The following is a 19,760-nucleotide window of genomic DNA, read 5'->3' as shown; positions in this document are numbered from 1 at the left end:
TCTCTATACATTAAAACTTGTCTTTCGCTATTGTCATCTATAAATACCAAGTCCTCCATGAATACCAAAACACCTAAACAATCTTTTTCCATGAGTGATTTTGCTGATGCCTTAGTTGCTCATGATTATGAATTTAAGGTAGGACAAATTGTTAAAGGCAAGGTAATTGCCCACGAAAGTCGAGGATCATACATTGATATTGGCGGTAAGTCGCCCGGATTTTTACCCATTGATGAAGCCACCACTAAGGCATCGGGAATTTCTGCCTCAGATTTAGCGGAATTATTACCCATAGATAGCGATCGCGAGTTCATGATTATTAGCGATCAAGATGCTGATGGTGAGGTTAAATTATCGATTCGACTCCTGAAAATCAAGCAAGCTTGGCTAAATTTACAGGATTTACAAGCAGAAGGAAAAGCTTTTAACTGTCGAGTTATCAATGTCAATAAAGGTGGTGTAGTTGCGGATGTGCAGGGAATTAGGGGATTTATTCCGCGATCGCACCTTGTAGATAAGGTAAATATGAATGACTTAGTTGGTAAAACTTTATCCGTAGTTTTAGTTGAATTGGATCAAACTCGCAATAAGCTCGTACTTTCTAATACCCAAGCCGTGAAAGCCTCGGCAATGAGTCAACTGTCTAAGGGGCAACTAGTGACAGGAACAGTGACCAGCCTGAGACCCTTTGGGGCATTTATTGATTTTGGGGGCGTGACGGGACTGCTGCATATTAAGGAAATTAGCCAAAAGTATATAGGTGATGTAAATTCAGTATTTGCGATCGGCGAACCGATTAAAGCTGTGATTTTGGATATAGATGAATCTCGTAATCGGATTTCCCTTTCTACTAAAATTTTGGAAAATCATGCTGGTGAATTTATCGATCAGCGTGAGCAAGTTTTAGCTGAGGCAGAACAAAGGTTAGAGACTAATATCAGTAAATTGTGGAACAGTTAGTGGAATAGTTAACAGTATGAAAGTATTTGTTGCAGGAGCTACTGGGCAAACTGGTCGCCGCATTGTCTCAGAACTAGTCAAAAGACAGATCGCAGTTAGGGCATTAGTTAGAAATTTAGAACTAGCACAGCAGGTATTACCTAAGGAGGCGGAATTAGTAGTTGGGGATGTATTGGATAAAGCGAGTATAGCGATCGCTGACTGTGACGTAATTATCTGTGCCACTGGAGCTAAGCCCAGTTTTAATTTTACTGCTCCGCTTTTAGTAGATTACGTTGGTACCAACAATCTGGTGAATATTGCTAAAACCAATGGCGTTAAGCAATTTGTGCTGGTATCTTCGTTGTGTGTATCTCGGCTATTTCACCCTTTGAATTTATTTTGGCTGATCCTATTTTGGAAAAAACAAGCTGAAAATCATCTCAAAGCCAGTGGAGTAACCTATACAATCGTGCGTCCCGGTGGATTAAAAAATCAAGATGCGATCGGTGGAGTTGTACTTGGTAAAGCGGATACTCTATTTGAAGGTAGTATTCCTCGATCTAAAGTGGCTGAGGTTTGTGTTGATTCCCTATTTTGTGAGCAGGCACAGAATCAAATTTTAGAAATAGTTTCAACATCGGATACCCCTGTTCAGAGCCTAGAAAAGTGGTAGTGCGTCAAAGTAAAGTAGAGTAGGTGCAAATATTATCCCAAGTCCACTTTCTATTGGTTAAATTAGCTCTCTGGGCAGCAGTTGTCTTTTTTCGAGAGTGAATCCATATCCAATTAAAAAATGTGACTAATAATCTGACTGCTATTTCAGTCCACTCCCATAACTTGCTGAATTTATGCTGTCGTCGATGAAATCTACCTGTCTGTTGCCTTAAAATACCATTCGTCCTCTCTATTCTTTGAGTGCGATCTTTGCCGATATAGTGTTCTACATATTCTGCCAACACTCTCTCATATCCTCCCCACCCATCAGTATTCCAATGCTGGCAATCGGTCTTTCCTAACTATCTCCTCAATTAATTCATCCGTATGTTTTCCTACTCTTGCCGCTAAAATCAATCCACTATCATTACCTATGCTTACCCCAATCCAACAGTCTCCTGACTCAAGTTCTGTTGGTAAGCAGTTTTTCTGTTTTTTCCTACGAATGACCACATTTCATCACTACTGATTTCTTCTGTCTCTACTGCTTTAACTTCTTGGTTATGAACCATTTGGGCTTTCTGTGAGGCTTGTCTAATTATGCTAACCACTGTGTTATATGCTAATCCACTCAATCTTGCTATACCTCGTAAGCTTACTCCTTCACTTTGGCTTTGCAGGACTAAATGAATCTTTTCTGCATCTATATGCCGATGATAGTAAATCGTATCCAAGGTCTCCACAAATGTCTTCTTACATTTAGGACATTCATACCTGACGTTGCCTTTGCTGGTTGTACCATGTCCATAAACTTTATGATGTCCACACAATAGGCATTCCATGTCTTTATCTACTATCTCTTTTCTCTATACTACCTCATCTTGATGCACTACCAGAAAAGTTAGTAACTGGCATAATTAGCTAGATCATCGGTTACTCCTTTCCTAGTCAAATTAGGGTGTCGGGGGTTTGGGGTCTGCGCCCCCACGAAGGGGTTTCACCCCTTAACCCGATTAAATTAAGTCTATTTTTAGTGGGAAGGGAGTAGAATTAAGAAACAAAACTACACAATATTGCCAAGCTCCTATGAACTCTACTGATATAGCTAAGCTGTTGCAAAGAGGATACTACGTCACCTTAGGTGCTACAGCTAATTTGATTGAAGTACTCCAAGACCCCCGCAAGCTGGATCAACAGGTTAACGCACTGTTTCAAGACTTTGGTCAACTTACCGATGAACTGGCAGATAAAGGGGCGGTCACAGAATCTGAGGCGCGTAAATTAGTAGATAGTTTAATTGCTCAACAAATTCCTAATTCTGAGACGACAACTATCACAACTACGGCAACTACGGTAGTTGATAGTAATGTGCAAAGTGATTTGCAGGATTTAACCCAACAGTTAGCAGAGTTAAGGGCAGAGCTAGAACAATTAAGGCAAAAAAATAGTTAATACATGCCTGATGCGAATTGACGTTGTTACATTATTTCCAGACTTTTTTACTTCACCCCTATCTACTAGCCTTTTGGGTAAGGCGATCGCCCGTGAAATTGCCACAGTGGTTTTAACTAATCCCCGTGATTTTACTACTGATAAGCACCATCGAGTCGATGATGAACCCTACGGTGGCGGGGTGGGAATGTTGATGAAGCCAGACCCAATCTTTGCGGCGGTGGAGTCATTACCAACTTTACCAAAGCGGGAGATCATTTTTCTGACTCCCCAGGGCGAACCACTCAAACAAAATCTTCTTAAGGAATTAGTTACGTACGATCAACTGGTACTAATTTGTGGCAGCTATGAAGGCGTAGATGAACGGGTATGTCAGCATTTAGTCACTAGGGAAATTTCCTTGGGAGATTTTGTCCTAACCTGCGGAGAAATTCCCGCCTTGGCTTTAATTAATGGGGTGGTGCGACTGCTACCGGGTACAGTTGGTAAACCTGAATCTTTGAAACTAGAAAGCTTTGAAACCGAATTACTAGACTATCCCCAATATACTCGTCCTCAAAATTTTCGAGGTTGGGAAGTACCTGAAGTCCTTTTATCTGGGAATCATGCCCACATTGCAGCATGGCGAAAACAGGAAAGTCTAAATAGAACCCGCGATCGCCGCCCCGATTTACTTACTAATTTATCCTCCGAATCAAGTGATAGTAGGTGATTAGCCTCTTTAAATTCAGCCTAAGCCAAGACTGTAAATAAAGACCTAGCTAGGGTTTGATCGATGGGAACACCATTTCCATAGACTTCACAGGAATTATTTGGACTCTCAATCAGCTTAACCCTATGCAACTGCACGCCTAAATTAATTAGGGGCTGGGTCAAGACATTTTGAATATAGAGGGCAATATTTTCCGCAGTTGGAACCACATGAGCAAAGTAGGGAATATCTTTATTTAGAAACGTATGATCAAGGGGCTGAAGTACATAGTAATCCACAATATTTTGAAACTCGCCTAGATCAGCAATCATCCCAGTTTGGGCATCCATTTCGCCTTTGATCGTCACTTCCAGATGATAGTTATGACCATGTCCGTTGGGTCTGGCACACTTACCATAGATGACGGTATTTTCCTCTAAGCTGAGATGATCCTGAGCCAAACGGTGGGCTGCCGAAAAGTGGGTACTAATTGTTAAATGTGCTTCCATATTATTTCCTTGATAATCCGCCCAAAGTTCTGGACTTTCAAACAGTTGAATATTAACGATCGGCAAATAGGGTTGAAGTCTCTGCCAGATGATCCGCGCTAAGTTTTCTGTGGTGGGTAAGGTATCTTCAAATTCTTTCCAAGCCGTATTCAAATAGCTAAAGTTAAGCTGAGAGGTAACTTCCTTAGTAATTATATGTTTTACCTCAGACAGATTTAGTACCATGCCACTTTGATCCACCTCTCCCAACATCGAGACAAATAAAACATAGTTATGCCCATGTCCCGGAAAATTTGCACAGGCACCAAAGAGCCTGTAATTCTCGGCTTCTGATAGTTGGTTGAGCCAATAACGATGGCTGGCGGAAAATTGAGCACGTCTGTTAATTACACATTGGGGCATGGGTTAGGTTTTTATACTTGCGTTACTAACTAAATTAACATTTAAGTTAACATTTCTTTGTGTAAAGTCTTTGTGTAAGGCTAAAACTTGCTAAAACTTAATTGTCCGCTGATGTAATGCCACAGACTCGACTAAACCGAGGGCAATAAAGTTAGTTAGTAGTGCCGATCGCCCATAGCTAATCCAAGGTAGGGGAATCCCAGTCACAGGGGCAACACCAATGGTCATGCCAATATTAACCACCGTTTGAAATAAAATCATCGAGAATACTCCGATCGCCAACAGAGAACCAAAATTATCCCTTGCTGCCATTGCCACCGATAGTAATCGCCAACAAATTCCTAGGAATATTAATAAAATTAGCACTGATCCCGCAAATCCCCATTCTTCACCGATCGCTGAAAAAATAAAATCCGTATGCTGTTCAGGAATAAAATTTAACTGAGTTTGAGTCCCCCGCAAAAAACCTTTACCCCACAGACTGCCAGAACCAATGGCAATGCGAGACTGGATTAGGTGATACCCACCCCCAAGGGGGTCTTGACTGGGATCAAGAAATAGGGTGATCCTTAGCTTTTGATAGTCTTGCAGTAATCCCCAGAGTATATGTCCCACTTCGGCAGCAATTAAGTTTACAACGACGGCGGTGATACCTCCAATTAAGCGGAACCAGGGCAGAGTTTTCCAAGCGATCGCTCCTATTAAGGCAACCCAAGCTAACCAAGCGGGAATATAAACATTAAACAAAATCATGGAAATTAAAGGTGATCCCAACAGCAGCAGCCAGCCGATATTTGCTCCCCCCCAGTACAGCATTCCCAGAGAAATTGCCGCAAATACCAAGGCAGTGCCTAAATCTGGTTGCAAAAAAATTAACCCCCAAGGTAGAACTGTAACCGACAGGGTTTTAAATATATCAAAGGGTTGTTGAATGGGGCGATCATGTAAAATTGCGGCAAGGGTAATAATTAAGCCTAATTTGGCAAATTCCGAAGGTTGAACATTAACACCCAAAATGGGAATCCATCGCTGTGCGCCGAGTTCAGAGCGACCAATAATTAAAACTAACAACAAAGAAATATTAGTAATAGCATAGGTAAACCAGTGGTAATACAAAAGCTGATCGTAGGCAAAGCGCGCAATAACTAAAGCTAAAATTATGCCGATCGCCCCAATAAACCAATGTTGCCACCAATCTGTCCAGCCCGCATTTAGTTCTGTACTGTAGATACTCATACCACCAATTACAGTCAGGAATACAGGTAATAGGAGCAGTATTAGATCAAGATCACGCCACTCTCGCCATAAACTGCCCCAGGCACGAATATTCATAGGTATCTGCTTTTACTTAACATCAACTAGAAATTAACTAGGTATAAATACTTTAAAGGTTAGCCAAGCATAAATCCACCCGATCGCTAAGCCAATGCCCGCAATGTTGCCAATTAATTGGAGTGACTGGATATGGGTAATGCCCGATGCTTTAATTTGATTGCCAATCACACTATAACTGCCAGCGATCGCTCCAAGTACCACAGCCGCAGTAATCCCACTAATGATCTCATAAATTCCTAGAGTCCCTACAACTGCCCAAATCACGATCACTACTGTAGAGAGAATTTCACCAATGCTGAGTTTTTGTTCAGATACACGTTCCTGATCAGTGTGAAAAAAACCCAACCACATCATACATCCAGCACAGGCGATCGCTATACCACCCAAATTAACACCACCAGTCTTAAAACCCAATCCTAAAGCCAATATTGTCGCTACTAATCCACCATTGCCCAAGGTTAAAGCCCACGTATTACCGATCGCTAAAGCCAAAAGCAGTCCTAAGGTTATGGGATTTGCGCTAGTCACTATTAACACTCTGAGTAGATAACCAAACAAGCCATAATTCACAGCTATAGCGATTAGGGGCAGCCAGAAATAAATAGTTTTGGGTAAAGTCTCAAAAAGTTTGGTATAGACTCTCATAATTTAATTCATTACCTCATGCTTAAAGTAAGTCCATAAACTGCGATCGCCACGACCTAAAACAAGTCCATCCTACAGTCAGACAGATTAAACCACTTAAAACCGCAGGTGCTGCCATTTGCCAATCAGGAGGATTTCCCGACAGCGCAATTTGACGAATACTCTCAATTATGGGAGCAAGGGGATTTAACTGTAAAAATGGCTTAACTTGATTAGGAACAATTGCGGAGGGATAAAAAATTGGCGTGCTAATTCCTAACACAAAAATCACTAATTCATAGAAATAGGATAAGTCTCGAAAAAATACATACAAAGCACTAACTAAAAATGATACCCCCATCGAGGCAAAGACTAAGCCTAGGCAGGGAACAAACAGTGCCAGCACATTAACAATACTTTTAGAGGTAATTACAGTGATTATGATCAGCAGGGGTAGCGTCCCCATACATAGTTGAAACACGTTAGAGCCTATCATTGAGACCGGGAAAATACTAACGGGCAGGTAAATTTTATTGAGTAATGCTCCATTATTAACCACACTGGGTAGTGCCTGGGATGTGGAGGATGAAAAGAAAGTCATCACCATTAACCCCGTAAAAGCTGCCAAAACATAGTTAACAATGGAATTGCCATAATAGGAAGCAAAGGTAGCACCAAAAATAGCCGTGTATAGCCCTGTACTAATCAAGGGATTAATCAAAGACCAATATATGCCTAAAAAAGAGCCACGATAGCGGACTTTAAGATTACGTTCAATTAAAACCCTCAACAGTTGCCAGTATCGAGCGATCGCTAAGACCGTCCGATTAGAACTAGCTGTATTAATATCAGTTAAAACCGTCATACCTAAAAAATTATCCGCAAATTACCTACAAGTCATCCTTGATATCGTAAACTTCCCATGCCAGTAATACCAAAGCATTGAGGATTTTAGCAGCCACCATTGCCCCGCCTTTCTGCCCATTAATAAGAATATAGGGAATTGACGATCGCTGGAGTTGAGATTTAGCTATCCCCACATTTACAAACTCCGATGGTGTGGCAATTACCAAAGATGGAGCAATTACTTGGCTAGTCATCAGATTAACTAAGGTTTCAAGGGCAGATTGAGACTCTCCAACCACAAAAATGCCGCTAGGATACCTCTGAGCTAAAGTTTCCATCCCCCAAGCTGCTTGAGATTTATAGCGTTGAGGTCGAGTAATTACGCCCGTACAGGCATATACACCATTGGCAAAGGTGGACTGGAGTATTGGCGCAACCGTTATTTGCACAGATGCCACATCCACAACTATAGAAGTTCTAGCTGCGATCGCTGCCGTCCCTTTTTCTATGGCTTGATCGCTAAACTGAATTAAGTCTTTATACTCAAAGTCAGCCGTAGCATAGATCACCTGACGGATAATTTCATACTGAGCTGGTTGATAGCCGTCAAGTTCAGCATCAATTACTGCTAGTCCTTGGACATCACTTTTATGCCATTCCATGATTTTTGATTTTCACCTAATCCCCACTGCTGATTATGGCTCATTATGAGTAGTTTTGTTAGGCATAATCCTGAAGGGCTTGCACCTGCAAAGGTTGGGTTTGTAAAGATCGAATTGCGGCGATCGCTGCCTTTGCCCCAGCTAGGGTCGTAATCACTGGAATTTTATAACTTAAAGCACTTCTACGGATTAATTTGCCATCTAAACTAGCATCTTCGCCACTGGGGGAGTTAATAATAATCTGAACTTGGGAATTTTTAATCACATCACTAATGTTAGGTCGCCCTTCGTGGACTTTGAGGACTAGTTCACTGTCAATGCCCTTACGTAACAGGATTTTATGGGTGCCTTCGGTAGCAATAATCTTAAATCCTAATTCTATAAAGCCTTCGGCAACAGCAGTTACCCCAGCCTTATCCCGATCATTAACGGAAATAAATACAGTCCCAGCCAGAGGTACCCTCTCCCCTGCGGCAATCTGAGCTTTAGCAAATGCCTTACCAAATTCCGTATCAATGCCCATGACTTCACCCGTGGAGCGCATTTCTGGTCCCAGAATAATATCTGTACCTGCAAATTTAGCAAAAGGTAAGACTGCTTCTTTGATGGAAATATGGGTGGGAATTACTTCCTTTGTAAAGCGCAACTCATCTAAAGTTTTACCCGACATAATCTGGGAAGCATAGGAAACTAAAGGAACTCCCGTGGCTTTACTAACGTAGGGAACAGTGCGCGAGGCACGGGGATTAGCTTCAAGGATAAATACCTGTTCTTGCTTTGGATTGTTGGGATTTACTTGCACGGCAAACTGAATATTCATTAAACCTACTACTTTCAAACTCTTTGCCAGTTTTACTGTCCATTCTCGAATTGTTGTCAACACGTCTTCTGAAAGCGAGAATGTAGGAATAGCACAGGCAGAATCTCCCGAATGGATACCCGCTTCTTCAATATGTTCCATGATGCCACCAATTACCACCTGTCCAGTGGGATCGGAGATCGCATCAACATCAACTTCAATTGCTCCCTCTAGGAATTGATCGATGAGAATTGGATGTTCTGGTTCAATCAGAATCGCTTTGTGCATATACTCTTCCAGTGCCGCATCGGAGTAAACCACCTCCATACCTCGACCACCCAAAACGTAACTGGGACGAACTACCACGGGATAGCCGACTCTTTGTGCCACTTCTAAAGCTTCGGCATAGGAACGAGCTAGCCCGTTATTAGGTTGCTTAATTCCTAATTCTTGACATATTGCTTCAAATCTTTCCCGATCCTCAGCTGTATCAATGGAGTCAGGTGATGTTCCCCAAATCTTGGTTTTCAGGGTATCTTGATGCTCATTTAGGTATTTTTGCAAAGAAACCGATAACTTTAAGGGAGTCTGCCCACCAAATTGAATGATTATACCTTCGGGCTGTTCTGCTTCAATAATATTTAATACATCCTCACGGGTTAGGGGTTCAAAATACAGGCGATCGCTTGTATCGTAATCAGTAGAGACAGTCTCAGGGTTAGAGTTAACCATAATCGTTTCAAATCCTGCCGCCCTGAGGGAATAACTAGCATGACAGCAACAGTAATCAAACTCAATCCCCTGTCCAATGCGGTTAGGTCCTCCCCCCAGAATCATTACTTTGCGTTTCTCAGAGGGCAAAACTTCCGACTCTTCTTCATAGGTAGAATAGTGGTAAGGTGTCAGAGCCTCAAATTCTGCCGCACAGGTATCAACGGTTTTATAGGAGGGAATAATGCCGAGGGATTTACGATAAGTTCTCACTTCATCTTCAGTGGAGTGGGTAAGATAGGCAATTTGGCGATCGCTAAATCCCATCCTTTTCACTTCAGTGAGTTCTTCCACAGGAATATCACTTAAACTGCGATCCTTAAGAGCTAACTCTATATCCGTTAATTCCCGTAATTTCTGTAAGAACCAAGGATCAATATGCGTCAAAGTAGCGATCGCTCCCACGGATAAGCCCGAAAGGAATCCATGTCTAACTGAGAAAATCCGATCAGGATTAGGAGTTCTCAAACTGGTTTTAATCTGTTCTAGGGTAGGAATCACTTCATCCTTGTCACCACCAAAGCCAAATCTACCTGTTTCCAATGATCTTAATGCCTTTTGGAAGGATTCTTGGAAAGTGCGCCCGATTGCCATCGCTTCACCCACGGACTTCATTTGGGTAGTTAGGACAGCTTGGGAACCGGGGAATTTTTCAAAGGCAAAGCGCGGAATTTTCGTGACCACATAATCTATGGTCGGCTCAAAGCTTGCAGGGGTTTTCTTGGTAATATCATTGGGAATTTCATCTAGGGTATAGCCTACAGCTAACTTCGCCGCAAACTTGGCGATCGGGAACCCTGTAGCTTTAGAGGCAAGGGCAGAACTACGAGATACGCGGGGATTCATTTCAATTACCACCACTTCACCATTGACGGGATTAATCGCAAACTGAATATTTGAGCCGCCTGTCTCTACGCCAATTTCCCGAATAATTTTAATAGAGTAGTCCCTTAAACGCTGATACTCCTTATCCGTCAAGGTTTGGGCAGGTGCTACGGTAATAGAATCCCCTGTATGTATGCCCATCGCATCTATATTCTCAATGCTGCAAATAATTACAACATTATCCGCCAAGTCCCGCATTACCTCTAGCTCGTATTCCTTCCAACCAATCAGAGACTTCTCAATTAAAATTTGGGAATTGGGACTGGCTTCTAGCCCAGAGGCAGCAATCATTTCAAATTCTTCTTGGTTATAGGCAATCCCACCACCTGTACCACCCATGGTAAAGGCTGGACGGATAATTAGGGGATAAGTCCCGATCTCTGCGGCAATTTCCCTAGCTTCTGCCATTGTGTGACCTAAACCCGAAGGACAAACCGCAACTCCGACCCGTGCCATTGCCTCTTTAAACAGCTTACGATCCTCTGCCATTTCGATCGCAGGTAATTTTGCCCCAATTAATTCGACCCCATATTTTTCTAAGGTGCCATTTTTAGCCAGAGCCACTGCTGTATTTAGGGCTGTTTGTCCCCCCATAGTTGGTAATAGGGCATCAGGACGCTCTTTTTCAATGATCTGTGCCACAATCTCTGGAGTTATAGGCTCAATATAGGTGCGATCAGCAGTAACTGGATCAGTCATGATCGTGGCGGGATTGGAGTTGACCAGAATGACATAGTAGCCCTCATCTCGTAATGCTTTACAGGCTTGAGTCCCTGAATAGTCGAACTCACAGGCTTGCCCAATGACAATGGGACCTGCCCCAATCAGTAAAATTTTGTGAATGTCGTTACGTCTTGGCATATTGAGAGGAGGTATGGTGTGATCAATTTACGCTAATTCTATAGCTTAGTGGCGATCGCAAAATATACAGTACCTATTGCCACATTTTTAATACCTTTATTCTGGTACCTAAAATTTTTTTTACAAGTTATTAAAACTTATTCGTATTGGGCTTTTTTACTAAGGATAACTTCCCACGTTGTTACAATCCTAGTTCTTGAGCGGTTACTCATTCACTCCTAGGACTGAGAGTATTTCACGCTTGTTTTTGCCGATCTCTGAAACCCCTATATATCAGGTCTTTTGCTATTTCCAATTAAGTCTAATGGATAGCAGCCACAGCCCTAGACTATCAGCTAACTTTAGTAACCCACAATCCTAAAGATTTTCAGAATATTTCACACATCAAGATTGAAACTATTATGACTTCTATTTCAAATCAAGTTCAGCGATCGCCTCTAAACTCTTGTCATAACCTGATTGATTACCTTGTTGTTCATAGAGAGTAGCGGCTTTTTGATAATTACTTAAAGCTAATTCCCTGTTCCCAAGTTCGATATAAATACTTGCTCTTAAAAAATAAGCGATCGCTAATTCCGGATTAATTTCATTAGCTTGCGTAACTGCCATGATAGCTGCGTCATTTTTCCCTTGGCGAAACAAAGCCAAACCTTTGCCTAAATAGCTGGTGGCATCTTGGGGAGCTAGTTTAATGGCTTGATCATAGTCTATAACTGCCTGTTTCAGTTCTTGATAGGATTGGGACTGGGCATAAACCAAACCTCGATTTTTATATGCTTCTACAAAGTTAGATTTTAATTTAATGGCTTGGGTATAATCAGCGATCGCCGCTTCGTATTTGTGGAGATGGGATAAGGCAACACCTCGATCATAGTAAAGCAGAGGATTCTGAGGGTCTTGATCAATCGCTTTAGTGTACTCAAGAATGGCATCAAAATATTTACCTCGATCAGTTAACTCAGTGCCTTTAAGAATATACTCTTGATTAAGCTGATTAGAAGTTTGACTAATAGTAATAGTGGTAATAGGGTGAAGTCGAGCAATTCCAGTAACTCCATTACTTATAGAGGGAGCGATCGCAATTATGCCGAGAATGCAAGTAGATTTTAGAAGATACATAGGCTTGATTGGTGTAGCTCCTCTCTGACTATATAATCCAGTTTGTCCTAATCTTGATTGAACTGGGAATAATGTTACAAAGTTGTTAAAAGATTTTTGTAGTATTAATGGGCTGGGCTATAAAAAAGAGTGGGTAAATAGGTAGTGCTTGAATGTTAACTCTTTTCCCTTCTCTGTTAAGGTATAACTGCCTTCAGGTTCATAATCCGTTAATCCATTGTTGTAGTTCTTCGGGAATTTCTAGCCTAGTGCGATCACTAGTACTAATACATACATGCTTAGTTTGGGCAGTACTTAATACCTTGGCGTCCTCATTAGTAACTTTATAGCTAATTGTAAAACTATAACTATCTATTTGTTGGGGTTTAAGCTCGACTAGCAGGCGATCTCCACAGAATATGGGTTTAAAGAAATCCACCTCAGCCCGCACAATCGGAACAGCATAATCTCCCGAATTACTAAAAAACAGCTTGAGATTAATCCCCTGTAGCTGTAATGAATACTCGTATGCCTCATGGCAGATCGTTAAAATATTGGCAAAAAAAACCACTCCCGCCGCATCTGTATCTTGGAAGTGAACTGTGCGATGGTAAGGCTGTTCATAATCAAATGGCATATTCTTTCAGCACTTCTAAACTTACTGACTTTAAGGTAGCTTCATGGGTAGCCGCTAAAATAATTGGGGGAGCCACGCCAGCCTCTAAAGCCTCTTGCCAACGAGATACACATAAACACCAGCGATCGCCGGGCTTCAAACCGGGGAAACTAAAAGTCGGGGTACTTAAATCATTGCCCCTAGACTTAGTGAAAGCAAGAAACTCACTGGTAACTTCCGCACAAACCACATGCACTCCTCGATCCTGTGCCCCCGTTTCACATTTCCCATTTCGATAAAAGCCCGTCATCGGTGCAGTACAACAAATCTGTAAAGGCTCACCTAATACATTTTTTAACTGTGATTCAACCTGTGGCATAGGGATAAATGACTAACTGGGGAATTGTGTCACTATGGTATAACACTCAAGCCTTGATTTAGTGAATCTGCCCATAAATAATGAAATCAAGTAAGTCGCCCCATACTCGATCATCTAAGTCACTTAGCGGAGAGCGCATCGCTGATATTGTGACAGCTACGGTTGGTTCATGGCGATTTATTCTGATTCAAAGCTTTCTGCTGGGTCTATGGATAGTCTTGAATGTTGTGGGCTGGATTAAACATTGGGATGAATATCCTTTTATTCTCTTGAACTTGGCTTTAAGTTTTCAAGCTGCATACGCCACGCCATTTATTTTAATGAGCCAAAATCGCCAGTCTGAAATTGATCGCCTTAAAGCAAAACAAGACTTGGATATTGATACTAAGGCAGAAATGGAAATAGAATCTCTACATCAAAAAATTGATAGCTTAAAAGATCGAGAAATTGCTGAACTCAACCGTATGCTGACCATGCAAAATGAGACAATTCAACGCCTAGAAACTATGCTTTCCCGTGAAATCAACGCCAACCATCCCCAACCCCAAGAAGATAATTAACTTGCCTCAGCATCAGGCACAAACTTTAAAGAAACCCCATTCATACAGTAGCGTTGCCCCGTAGGTGCAGGACCGTCGTTAAATACATGTCCTAAATGTCCACCACAGTTACGGCAATGCACTTCCACTCTGGTCATGAAAAAGCTCCGATCCGTAGTGGTTTCCACGCTATTTTCAAGGGGATCATAGAAACTGGGCCAGCCCGTACCACTATTAAACTTGGTATCAGAGGTAAATAAAGGAGTCCCACAACCCTTACAAACGTAAGTTCCAGGATCATAAACCTTATCCAATGGACTTGTACCTGCCCTCTCCGTACCATGCTTACGCAGCACATGAAATTCCTCTGGGGTCAAAATTGACTTCCATTCTTCTTCAGTTTTGGTAACAGCAAAGTTTTGATCCTTTGTTTGATCTCTTGAAATAGCCATAATGTTTAACTCTTACTTACTAGATATAGTGACGATATATTATTTTATACGAGATCAAAATCCACTTGGATGAGAACCGAGCCTTACACACTGTTTTAAGAGAGCTTTACCTTAGTGGCACGATTAGCAGTTCGCTCCATTTCTCTTTCTTTCTTGCCACGCCAAATTAATCGCAACGGGGTACCTGTAAACCCTAAGGAAGTGCGAAATTGATTCTCCACATAACGACGATAGCTATCATTAAATCGCTTTGGATCATTGCAAAAGAGAATAATTGCAGGTGGGGAAGCTGAAACTTGGGTACCATAGTAGATTCTACCTTGTTTCCCTTGACGAGTAGTGGGAGGAGAATGCCAAGAAACAGCCTCAGTTAAAACTTCATTTAAAACTGCCGTAGGAACTCTGCGCCGATGCTGCTCTGCCACAATATCAACTTGATCCAAGATTTTAGGAACCCTTTGCCCAGTCAAAGCACTGACAAATATCACTGGAGCATAGTCCACAAACATCATCCGAGATTGTACCTGTTCCGTGTAGTCATAGATGGTATAGGAATCCTTTTCTACCGCATCCCACTTGTTAATTACTAGCACACAGGCTTTACCTTCATCGTTAATTCTGCCTGCCAGTTTTTGATCTTGATCTGTAACCCCATCGATCGCATCAATTACTAAAAGCACCACATCCGATCTGCTGATCGCCTTAAAAGCTCGATTAATGCTAAAAAATTCAGCCCCGTATTCTACCCCACGTTTGCGCCTAATTCCTGCGGTATCAATTAGACGGTAATTGCGCTCTTCTCCATTTACAGTGCGAGAGACTATCATATCGATCGCATCACGGGTAGTTCCCGCAATCGGGCTAACAATACAGCGTTCTTCACCCGTAAAGGCATTTAGTAAGCTGGATTTACCGACATTGGGGCGACCAATAATTGCCACTTTAATTTCATCGCTCTCTGGCTCAACCGTATCTGGATCAGGTAAGTGCTGCACTAGGGCATCTAATAATTCCCCCGTACCATTACCATGCAAAGAAGACAAAGCGATCGGCTCACCTAGTCCTAACTGCCAGAATTCTGCTGCCTGCGCCATGCCCAAATTCATGGATTCGCACTTGTTGACTGCTAATACCACTGGGACAGACTGCTCCCTTAGCCACTGGGCAATTTGCCAATCGGCGGCAGTAATGCCTGTCATGCCATCAACCACAAAAATCACAGCACAGGACTGCTCGATCGCCACAAAAGCCTGTTGACGGATCATCGGTAAAAATTCCGTATCATCGGCAAAAACTAAACCGCCCGTATCAACAATGGTAAAATCATGTCCATTCCAAAAAGCTGGTCGATAGGTGCGATCGCGAGTTATACCTGGCTGATCATAAACAATGGCATAATTTTCCCCAGTCAGGCGATTCACTAAAGCAGACTTACCCACGTTCGGGCGACCAACAACAGCAACAATGGGTAAGGACATAACTTTAATTTAGCAAACTCAAATCTTTACTATAGCATTTTGAATGGGATAGCTAAAATATTTTTATATTCTTGCTAAGCCTAAGCTTACTTTTTATAGAGCCTGTTTCATATCTATTATGAGCAAGATTTATGATGCTTAGAAAATGCTAAATCCATACTCAAGTAGCCTAACAGATAAAGAATGGGAAATTATAGAACCATTGCTCCCAAAGAAAAAGCAAACTAGACCGCCAACTTGGACAAAAAGACAAATTTTAGACGGCATACTCTACCAACTCAAAAACGGTTGTAATTGGCGAGATATGCCCCGAGACTTACCACCATTCTCTACAGTGTATCGATACTACAAGGAGTGGAAAGATACAGGTACATTTACTGCGATTATGGAAGCTTTGCATTCAACAGCCCGTGAACAGTCAAAAAAAATCAAAATGGACAACTTTAATCATCATTGACTCACAAGCAGTGAAAAATACTTGTAATGCAAGTATAGAATCCAAGGGCTTCTGCTCCTACAAAGCAACTAACGGGATCAAAAGACATTTAGCCGTTGACACTCTGGGTATTTAACAAGAGCAAATGTATCAGATGACCAAGGACTGATTGAAATGTTAACGATTAACATTGATTACTTCAAATCGAAGCCAGATGACATTACGCTAACTACGATATTGCTGGATAGTGGTTATCATATCGAAAAATTGACGACTGATTTACAGAAGGTTTATCCTGAGATTATGACTAAGATTAGGTTTGAAATTTCTCCTAAGGTATCAAAGCAACAGAAGGCAGAAAAAGGTCTGTCTGGGTTTGTAGTTGTGCCGACAAGGTGGGTACTTGGGTTGAAAGATGCAAAATCTTAGTTAAGAACTTTGAGAGAACTCTCGTTAATGCTACAGCTAAACTCAATCTTTGCTTTATTCGCTTGATGCTAAAAAGAATTGCTACTCATGAGATATGAAACAGGCTCTATACGCTCCTTTAAAATTTGGATAACTTAATTATCCATGTGAACTAATGAAGGAATCTCGTAATTCTTTAAAAAATCAGTCCGTAAATCTTCATAGCTACTTAAAAACATCCAAGACTGCATTACCACCATTGCTGTTAGACCAGATGAATCCATCATTTGTAGTAAGCGTTCAATAAAAGCAGCGAATAGGTCAGACTTACCTTTTTTGTAATTGCTAACGATAAAAGCATTTAATTTGTCATTAAAAGACTTACTTCCCATGTAAGGAGGATTCGCTACCACCGCTAAATACTGTCTCCCTACCTCACCACATCTCGCAACACCGCAAAATCCGCAAACAGCGAAAACTTCCCTTCCAGTTCATTCAATTCCGCATAAATTCGATCCGCATTAAATACAGGCGGCACGATCAAACTACCCAAATTATCCGCATCCACAAAAGCAGATAACAGAGCCACAAGAGAATTAGAAATAGAACGTTGATCGGTTAAAAACGAAACAAACGAAGTCTTTTTAGTTGGAGCCACATATCCCAAAGGTAACTGGTCGACCAAACCCATCCCCGCCAAAGACATTTGATGACTCACAATGGTTACTTGTTCGGTTTTTGCAATTTCCTTCTCACTAAAAAACTGCCGCGTATGCCGCACCCACACAATATTTAACTTCGGCACCTTCCGTAAAAAACGTGAATTCTTTGCCCTCGCCTTCATCAATACCGCAAAACTAGCCAACTGCACGGCACGATTATCAATATCCAAACCGAATAAATTATGCGCCAAAATCAAAGCTGGAATATCTCGCTCTACATATCCCTGCTCTTTGTAGATTTCAAATAACAAATCAAAGGCATAAACCAAAATGTGACCGCTTCCACAGGCAGGATCGCATACCGTGAGGTCTTGGGGAACCAGCACAGTTTTTACACCTCCAGAACTAGGAGCAGACTCCAAATAATAGGGCATCTTCTCCCTTAAGTTTGACTCAGGATGGGACTCTAGCCACAATCGACCCAACGAATTTTCCACCATATAACGCACAATCCAATGGGGCGTAAACAATTGCGTTGCGGCTGGAATATCCTCTGCTTTTACCTTTGACTTTGCGCCGATTACCTCATCCTTTTTCTCAGAAATATAAAACTGATAGAGCCAGCCCACAATCTCAATATCCTGCCAATCCTCTTCCGCAATATCACCCACCAATCGCCGTAAAATCGAATCATTATTCAGCAAATTGGGCGGCAAAAATAACATCGTGTAATCGTGATTGCGGTCAAACAAACAGGCGATCGCATCTGCCAAAGCCCCACACTGTAAAAGTAATAACTGGCGATATAGCCACTCATCAGGATTGGGCTGCTTACTCGCCGACTCCCGCCATGCACTCAGCTTTGCCAAATTTAGATCATCAAAATCTCCACCTTCTGCGATCGCCCCCACCTCGCGCAACAAATCGGGATCGACCAACTGCGGATCGCTACTACTCAAACAGCGATAGCTTAAATAGCCATTTACCTCCATAAAGCGCAAGGCAACCAAACGGTTAAACCATTTATAGGCAATCTCTTCCGTGATTTTGGCGATTACTTCTATATTTATATTGCCGCCAATTTGCGATCTTAGCTGCTGGTAATGTTTTGCTTCATCATCATTCAAAGTCAGCCCATTTACCGTTATGCCCCCTACCACCACCTGTGGCTCTACAATCCCCTTTTCGCTTATGCCATAGGTATTAAGGCGCGATCGCACCTGAAATAGCAAAGTTGTTCTCGCCCATGTTGCAAAATTACGGATGGCAGTACGGTTCATATATTTTTCTCTAGGGCTATCAAAAACTCACAAAATGACTTAACGTCTCTAGACAACATCTCTACGGTATCTGGGAGAATTTCCACCAACTCACGAATGCGATCTGGTCGAAGCTCAAACCCATACCGATGAATAGCTACGTGCCGAAACCCTCGATAATCTTGTAAGCGTTCCAGTGTATCCTGCAAAATTACAGGTGGGCGAGTATCAGCTATATTTAACGCCATTTGTTCTAAAAGCTCACGATGGGAATTTGCCCCAGATGGTAAGGCATTATCGATCTGCTTGGCAACATCTTCAAAAATGCGCTCTGTCCCCATATAGAAATTTTGCAAACTAAAAGCTGCCGCCAGCCAAAAATCATTGTCCTCCGTTCTTTTAGCTTTCTCAGACTGGGATACAGCCGATCTCATAGCATTGCGAACATTACTCAGTTCATTTTGTAATCTAGCCACTAATACCCCATAACGGCTCATAGCTCTACTCCTTTCGCGATCGCTTCCAAAATATAGGATGGCGCATCCTCTGGCTCAACCACATCAATTGCAAATTCGCTCAGTCCTTGCACCTTGCCTACAGCCTTAAAATATAAGCGATCGCTGATACCCCAAACTGCCAAATCAATGTCCGAGCCTTGGTGAAAACCATAATTAGCAGGATCGCTCAAAACTGACCCAAATAATACAACACGAGTTGCCCCAAACTGAGAACGCAGAATTTTTGCTGCTTCCTGAGCCACTTCCATTGCTTGCGATCGCCTATACTCTAAGGCTTTACTGTTTGCCTGTTCCTTTGCCCTTGCAGTCAGAATATAGCTTTGCATACACTATTCCCAAAAATCTATATTTAGCTAGTAGCGCTTATTTCCACTGTTGTTAACCCACAAGAAATAAACTTAATCCTATTAATTACAGGAGAAATCAGTAATTGCAGTACTCGTTTCTACCATTTTGATTTACTCCTTTCCCAGCTAAAATCA

Annotated in this window: 23 protein-coding genes and 1 pseudogene; 8 read left to right on the top strand and 16 right to left on the bottom strand. The window is 41.9% G+C overall.

Annotation, left to right across the window (positions count from 1 at the left end):
- Nucleotides 1–57 precede the first annotated feature (57 nt).
- Nucleotides 58–960, top strand: a complete 903-nt coding sequence (locus tag SYN7502_RS06800; protein ID WP_015168129.1) for a S1 RNA-binding domain-containing protein — start codon at nt 58–60, stop codon at nt 958–960.
- 16 nt (nt 961–976) lie between these two features.
- Complete coding sequence (locus SYN7502_RS06795; protein ID WP_015168128.1) at nt 977–1,615, top strand: SDR family oxidoreductase; 639 nt, start codon at nt 977–979, stop codon at nt 1,613–1,615.
- Between the two features lie 4 nt (nt 1,616–1,619).
- On the opposite strand, the pseudogene SYN7502_RS19295 reads toward SYN7502_RS06795, so the two are convergent.
- Nucleotides 1,620–2,438, bottom strand: a pseudogene (locus tag SYN7502_RS19295) (IS1 family transposase).
- Nucleotides 2,439–2,682: 244 nt separating this feature from the next.
- Between SYN7502_RS19295 and SYN7502_RS06785 the strand changes: the two are divergent.
- Together SYN7502_RS06785 and trmD are read left to right on the top strand one after the other, a co-directional pair.
- Complete coding sequence (locus SYN7502_RS06785; RefSeq protein ID WP_015168127.1) at nt 2,683–3,048, top strand: hypothetical protein; 366 nt, start codon at nt 2,683–2,685, stop codon at nt 3,046–3,048.
- Between the two features lie 10 nt (nt 3,049–3,058).
- Nucleotides 3,059–3,760, top strand: coding sequence for a tRNA (guanosine(37)-N1)-methyltransferase TrmD (gene trmD, locus SYN7502_RS06780; RefSeq protein ID WP_015168126.1), 702 nt, complete (start codon nt 3,059–3,061; stop codon nt 3,758–3,760).
- Between the two features lie 20 nt (nt 3,761–3,780).
- Here the strand turns inward: trmD and SYN7502_RS06775 are convergent, their stop codons facing one another.
- The 9 genes from SYN7502_RS06775 to SYN7502_RS06735 all read right to left on the bottom strand — a co-directional run bounded on the left by SYN7502_RS06775 (nt 3,781) and on the right by SYN7502_RS06735 (nt 13,526).
- Nucleotides 3,781–4,650, bottom strand: coding sequence for a 6-pyruvoyl trahydropterin synthase family protein (locus SYN7502_RS06775; protein WP_015168125.1), 870 nt, complete (start codon nt 4,648–4,650; stop codon nt 3,781–3,783).
- A 90-nt stretch (nt 4,651–4,740) separates the two neighbouring features.
- The gene (rodA, locus tag SYN7502_RS06770) at nt 4,741–5,982 is read right to left on the bottom strand and encodes a rod shape-determining protein RodA (protein ID WP_015168124.1); all 1,242 of its coding nucleotides are present in this window, start codon (nt 5,980–5,982) and stop codon (nt 4,741–4,743) included.
- A 33-nt stretch (nt 5,983–6,015) separates the two neighbouring features.
- A complete protein-coding gene (locus tag SYN7502_RS06765; RefSeq protein ID WP_015168123.1) occupies nt 6,016–6,630 on the bottom strand; it encodes a hypothetical protein in 615 nt (204 codons plus the stop codon).
- Nucleotides 6,631–6,652: 22 nt separating this feature from the next.
- The gene (locus SYN7502_RS06760) at nt 6,653–7,474 is read right to left on the bottom strand and encodes an ABC transporter permease (RefSeq protein WP_015168122.1); all 822 of its coding nucleotides are present in this window, start codon (nt 7,472–7,474) and stop codon (nt 6,653–6,655) included.
- Between the two features lie 25 nt (nt 7,475–7,499).
- Nucleotides 7,500–8,117, bottom strand: a complete 618-nt coding sequence (locus SYN7502_RS06755; protein ID WP_015168121.1) for a precorrin-8X methylmutase — start codon at nt 8,115–8,117, stop codon at nt 7,500–7,502.
- A gap of 58 nt (nt 8,118–8,175) precedes the next feature.
- A complete protein-coding gene (gene carB / locus SYN7502_RS06750) occupies nt 8,176–11,433 on the bottom strand; it encodes a carbamoyl-phosphate synthase large subunit (protein ID WP_015168120.1) in 3,258 nt (1,085 codons plus the stop codon).
- 408 nt (nt 11,434–11,841) lie between these two features.
- A complete protein-coding gene (locus SYN7502_RS06745; protein ID WP_015168119.1) occupies nt 11,842–12,552 on the bottom strand; it encodes a tetratricopeptide repeat protein in 711 nt (236 codons plus the stop codon).
- Between the two features lie 199 nt (nt 12,553–12,751).
- Nucleotides 12,752–13,168, bottom strand: coding sequence for an acyl-CoA thioesterase (locus tag SYN7502_RS06740; RefSeq protein ID WP_015168118.1), 417 nt, complete (start codon nt 13,166–13,168; stop codon nt 12,752–12,754).
- Complete coding sequence (locus tag SYN7502_RS06735) at nt 13,158–13,526, bottom strand: DUF2237 family protein (protein WP_015168117.1); 369 nt, start codon at nt 13,524–13,526, stop codon at nt 13,158–13,160. Before SYN7502_RS06735 ends, SYN7502_RS06740 begins: the two co-directional genes overlap by 11 nt.
- Before the next feature lie 80 nt (nt 13,527–13,606).
- Here SYN7502_RS06735 and SYN7502_RS06730 point away from each other — a divergent pair, with 80 nt between their 5' ends.
- A complete protein-coding gene (locus SYN7502_RS06730; RefSeq protein WP_015168116.1) occupies nt 13,607–14,086 on the top strand; it encodes a DUF1003 domain-containing protein in 480 nt (159 codons plus the stop codon).
- Here SYN7502_RS06730 and msrB read toward each other — a convergent pair.
- Both msrB and der read right to left on the bottom strand, forming a co-directional pair.
- Entirely contained in the window at nt 14,083–14,517 is a 435-nt protein-coding gene (msrB, locus tag SYN7502_RS06725) for a peptide-methionine (R)-S-oxide reductase MsrB (RefSeq protein ID WP_015168115.1), read from the bottom strand. The genes SYN7502_RS06730 and msrB overlap by 4 nt on opposite strands.
- Nucleotides 14,518–14,612: 95 nt before the next feature.
- Nucleotides 14,613–15,995, bottom strand: coding sequence for a ribosome biogenesis GTPase Der (gene der / locus SYN7502_RS06720; protein ID WP_015168114.1), 1,383 nt, complete (start codon nt 15,993–15,995; stop codon nt 14,613–14,615).
- A 145-nt stretch (nt 15,996–16,140) separates the two neighbouring features.
- Between der and SYN7502_RS19645 the strand changes: the two genes are divergently transcribed.
- Genes SYN7502_RS19645 through SYN7502_RS21360 form a run of 3 tightly spaced genes read left to right on the top strand, consistent with a single transcriptional unit; the run spans nt 16,141 to nt 16,860 of the window.
- Nucleotides 16,141–16,452 (top strand): transposase, encoded by a 312-nt coding sequence (locus SYN7502_RS19645; protein ID WP_015168135.1) that lies wholly within the window; start codon nt 16,141–16,143, stop codon nt 16,450–16,452.
- A complete protein-coding gene (locus tag SYN7502_RS21365; RefSeq protein WP_246828903.1) occupies nt 16,406–16,567 on the top strand; it encodes a hypothetical protein in 162 nt (53 codons plus the stop codon). The genes SYN7502_RS19645 and SYN7502_RS21365 overlap by 47 nt, the downstream gene beginning before the upstream one ends.
- A gap of 38 nt (nt 16,568–16,605) precedes the next feature.
- Nucleotides 16,606–16,860 (top strand): hypothetical protein, encoded by a 255-nt coding sequence (locus SYN7502_RS21360; protein ID WP_371257809.1) that lies wholly within the window; start codon nt 16,606–16,608, stop codon nt 16,858–16,860.
- A gap of 134 nt (nt 16,861–16,994) precedes the next feature.
- Here the strand turns inward: SYN7502_RS21360 and SYN7502_RS06705 are convergent, their stop codons facing one another.
- Genes SYN7502_RS06705 through SYN7502_RS06690 form a run of 4 tightly spaced genes read right to left on the bottom strand, consistent with a single transcriptional unit; the run spans nt 16,995 to nt 19,604 of the window.
- Nucleotides 16,995–17,252, bottom strand: a complete 258-nt coding sequence (locus SYN7502_RS06705) for an Eco57I restriction-modification methylase domain-containing protein (RefSeq protein WP_256377868.1) — start codon at nt 17,250–17,252, stop codon at nt 16,995–16,997.
- Nucleotides 17,253–17,269: 17 nt separating this feature from the next.
- Complete coding sequence (gene pglX, locus SYN7502_RS19635; RefSeq protein WP_051023589.1) at nt 17,270–18,781, bottom strand: BREX-1 system adenine-specific DNA-methyltransferase PglX; 1,512 nt, start codon at nt 18,779–18,781, stop codon at nt 17,270–17,272.
- Nucleotides 18,778–19,236, bottom strand: coding sequence for a ribonuclease toxin HepT-like protein (locus tag SYN7502_RS06695; protein ID WP_210391325.1), 459 nt, complete (start codon nt 19,234–19,236; stop codon nt 18,778–18,780). The genes pglX and SYN7502_RS06695 overlap by 4 nt, the downstream gene beginning before the upstream one ends.
- 17 nt (nt 19,237–19,253) lie before the next feature.
- The gene (locus SYN7502_RS06690; RefSeq protein WP_015168112.1) at nt 19,254–19,604 is read right to left on the bottom strand and encodes a nucleotidyltransferase family protein; all 351 of its coding nucleotides are present in this window, start codon (nt 19,602–19,604) and stop codon (nt 19,254–19,256) included.
- Nucleotides 19,605–19,760 lie beyond the last annotated feature (156 nt).

The sequence above is a fragment of the Synechococcus sp. PCC 7502 genome (assembly GCF_000317085.1).
GTDB lineage: Bacteria > Cyanobacteriota > Cyanobacteriia > Pseudanabaenales > Pseudanabaenaceae > PCC-7502.
The sequence above is the reverse complement of the archived record's forward strand: the minus strand, read 5'-3'. Positions and strand labels throughout refer to the sequence as shown.

What these genes read in the sequence shown, in the direction of transcription:
- SYN7502_RS06730 (WP_015168116.1), top strand. Translation starts at nt 13,607, where the DNA reads ATGAAATCAAGTAAGTCGCCCCATACTCGATCATCTAAGTCACTTAGC.
- trmD (WP_015168126.1), top strand. Translation starts at nt 3,059, where the DNA reads ATGCGAATTGACGTTGTTACATTATTTCCAGACTTTTTTACTTCACCC.
- SYN7502_RS06755 (WP_015168121.1), bottom strand. Translation starts at nt 8,117, where the DNA reads ATGGAATGGCATAAAAGTGATGTCCAAGGACTAGCAGTAATTGATGCT.
- SYN7502_RS19645 (WP_015168135.1), top strand. Translation starts at nt 16,141, where the DNA reads ATGCTAAATCCATACTCAAGTAGCCTAACAGATAAAGAATGGGAAATT.
- rodA (WP_015168124.1), bottom strand. Translation starts at nt 5,982, where the DNA reads ATGAATATTCGTGCCTGGGGCAGTTTATGGCGAGAGTGGCGTGATCTT.
- SYN7502_RS06690 (WP_015168112.1), bottom strand. Translation starts at nt 19,604, where the DNA reads ATGCAAAGCTATATTCTGACTGCAAGGGCAAAGGAACAGGCAAACAGT.
- SYN7502_RS06775 (WP_015168125.1), bottom strand. Translation starts at nt 4,650, where the DNA reads ATGCCCCAATGTGTAATTAACAGACGTGCTCAATTTTCCGCCAGCCAT.
- SYN7502_RS06740 (WP_015168118.1), bottom strand. Translation starts at nt 13,168, where the DNA reads ATGCCATTTGATTATGAACAGCCTTACCATCGCACAGTTCACTTCCAA.
- SYN7502_RS06765 (WP_015168123.1), bottom strand. Translation starts at nt 6,630, where the DNA reads ATGAGAGTCTATACCAAACTTTTTGAGACTTTACCCAAAACTATTTAT.
- msrB (WP_015168115.1), bottom strand. Translation starts at nt 14,517, where the DNA reads ATGGCTATTTCAAGAGATCAAACAAAGGATCAAAACTTTGCTGTTACC.
- SYN7502_RS21360 (WP_371257809.1), top strand. Translation starts at nt 16,606, where the DNA reads ATGTTAACGATTAACATTGATTACTTCAAATCGAAGCCAGATGACATT.
- carB (WP_015168120.1), bottom strand. Translation starts at nt 11,433, where the DNA reads ATGCCAAGACGTAACGACATTCACAAAATTTTACTGATTGGGGCAGGT.
- pglX (WP_051023589.1), bottom strand. Translation starts at nt 18,781, where the DNA reads ATGAACCGTACTGCCATCCGTAATTTTGCAACATGGGCGAGAACAACT.
- der (WP_015168114.1), bottom strand. Translation starts at nt 15,995, where the DNA reads ATGTCCTTACCCATTGTTGCTGTTGTTGGTCGCCCGAACGTGGGTAAG.
- SYN7502_RS06735 (WP_015168117.1), bottom strand. Translation starts at nt 13,526, where the DNA reads ATGCCACAGGTTGAATCACAGTTAAAAAATGTATTAGGTGAGCCTTTA.
- SYN7502_RS06795 (WP_015168128.1), top strand. Translation starts at nt 977, where the DNA reads ATGAAAGTATTTGTTGCAGGAGCTACTGGGCAAACTGGTCGCCGCATT.
- SYN7502_RS06760 (WP_015168122.1), bottom strand. Translation starts at nt 7,474, where the DNA reads ATGACGGTTTTAACTGATATTAATACAGCTAGTTCTAATCGGACGGTC.
- SYN7502_RS06800 (WP_015168129.1), top strand. Translation starts at nt 58, where the DNA reads ATGAATACCAAAACACCTAAACAATCTTTTTCCATGAGTGATTTTGCT.
- SYN7502_RS06785 (WP_015168127.1), top strand. Translation starts at nt 2,683, where the DNA reads ATGAACTCTACTGATATAGCTAAGCTGTTGCAAAGAGGATACTACGTC.
- SYN7502_RS06745 (WP_015168119.1), bottom strand. Translation starts at nt 12,552, where the DNA reads ATGTATCTTCTAAAATCTACTTGCATTCTCGGCATAATTGCGATCGCT.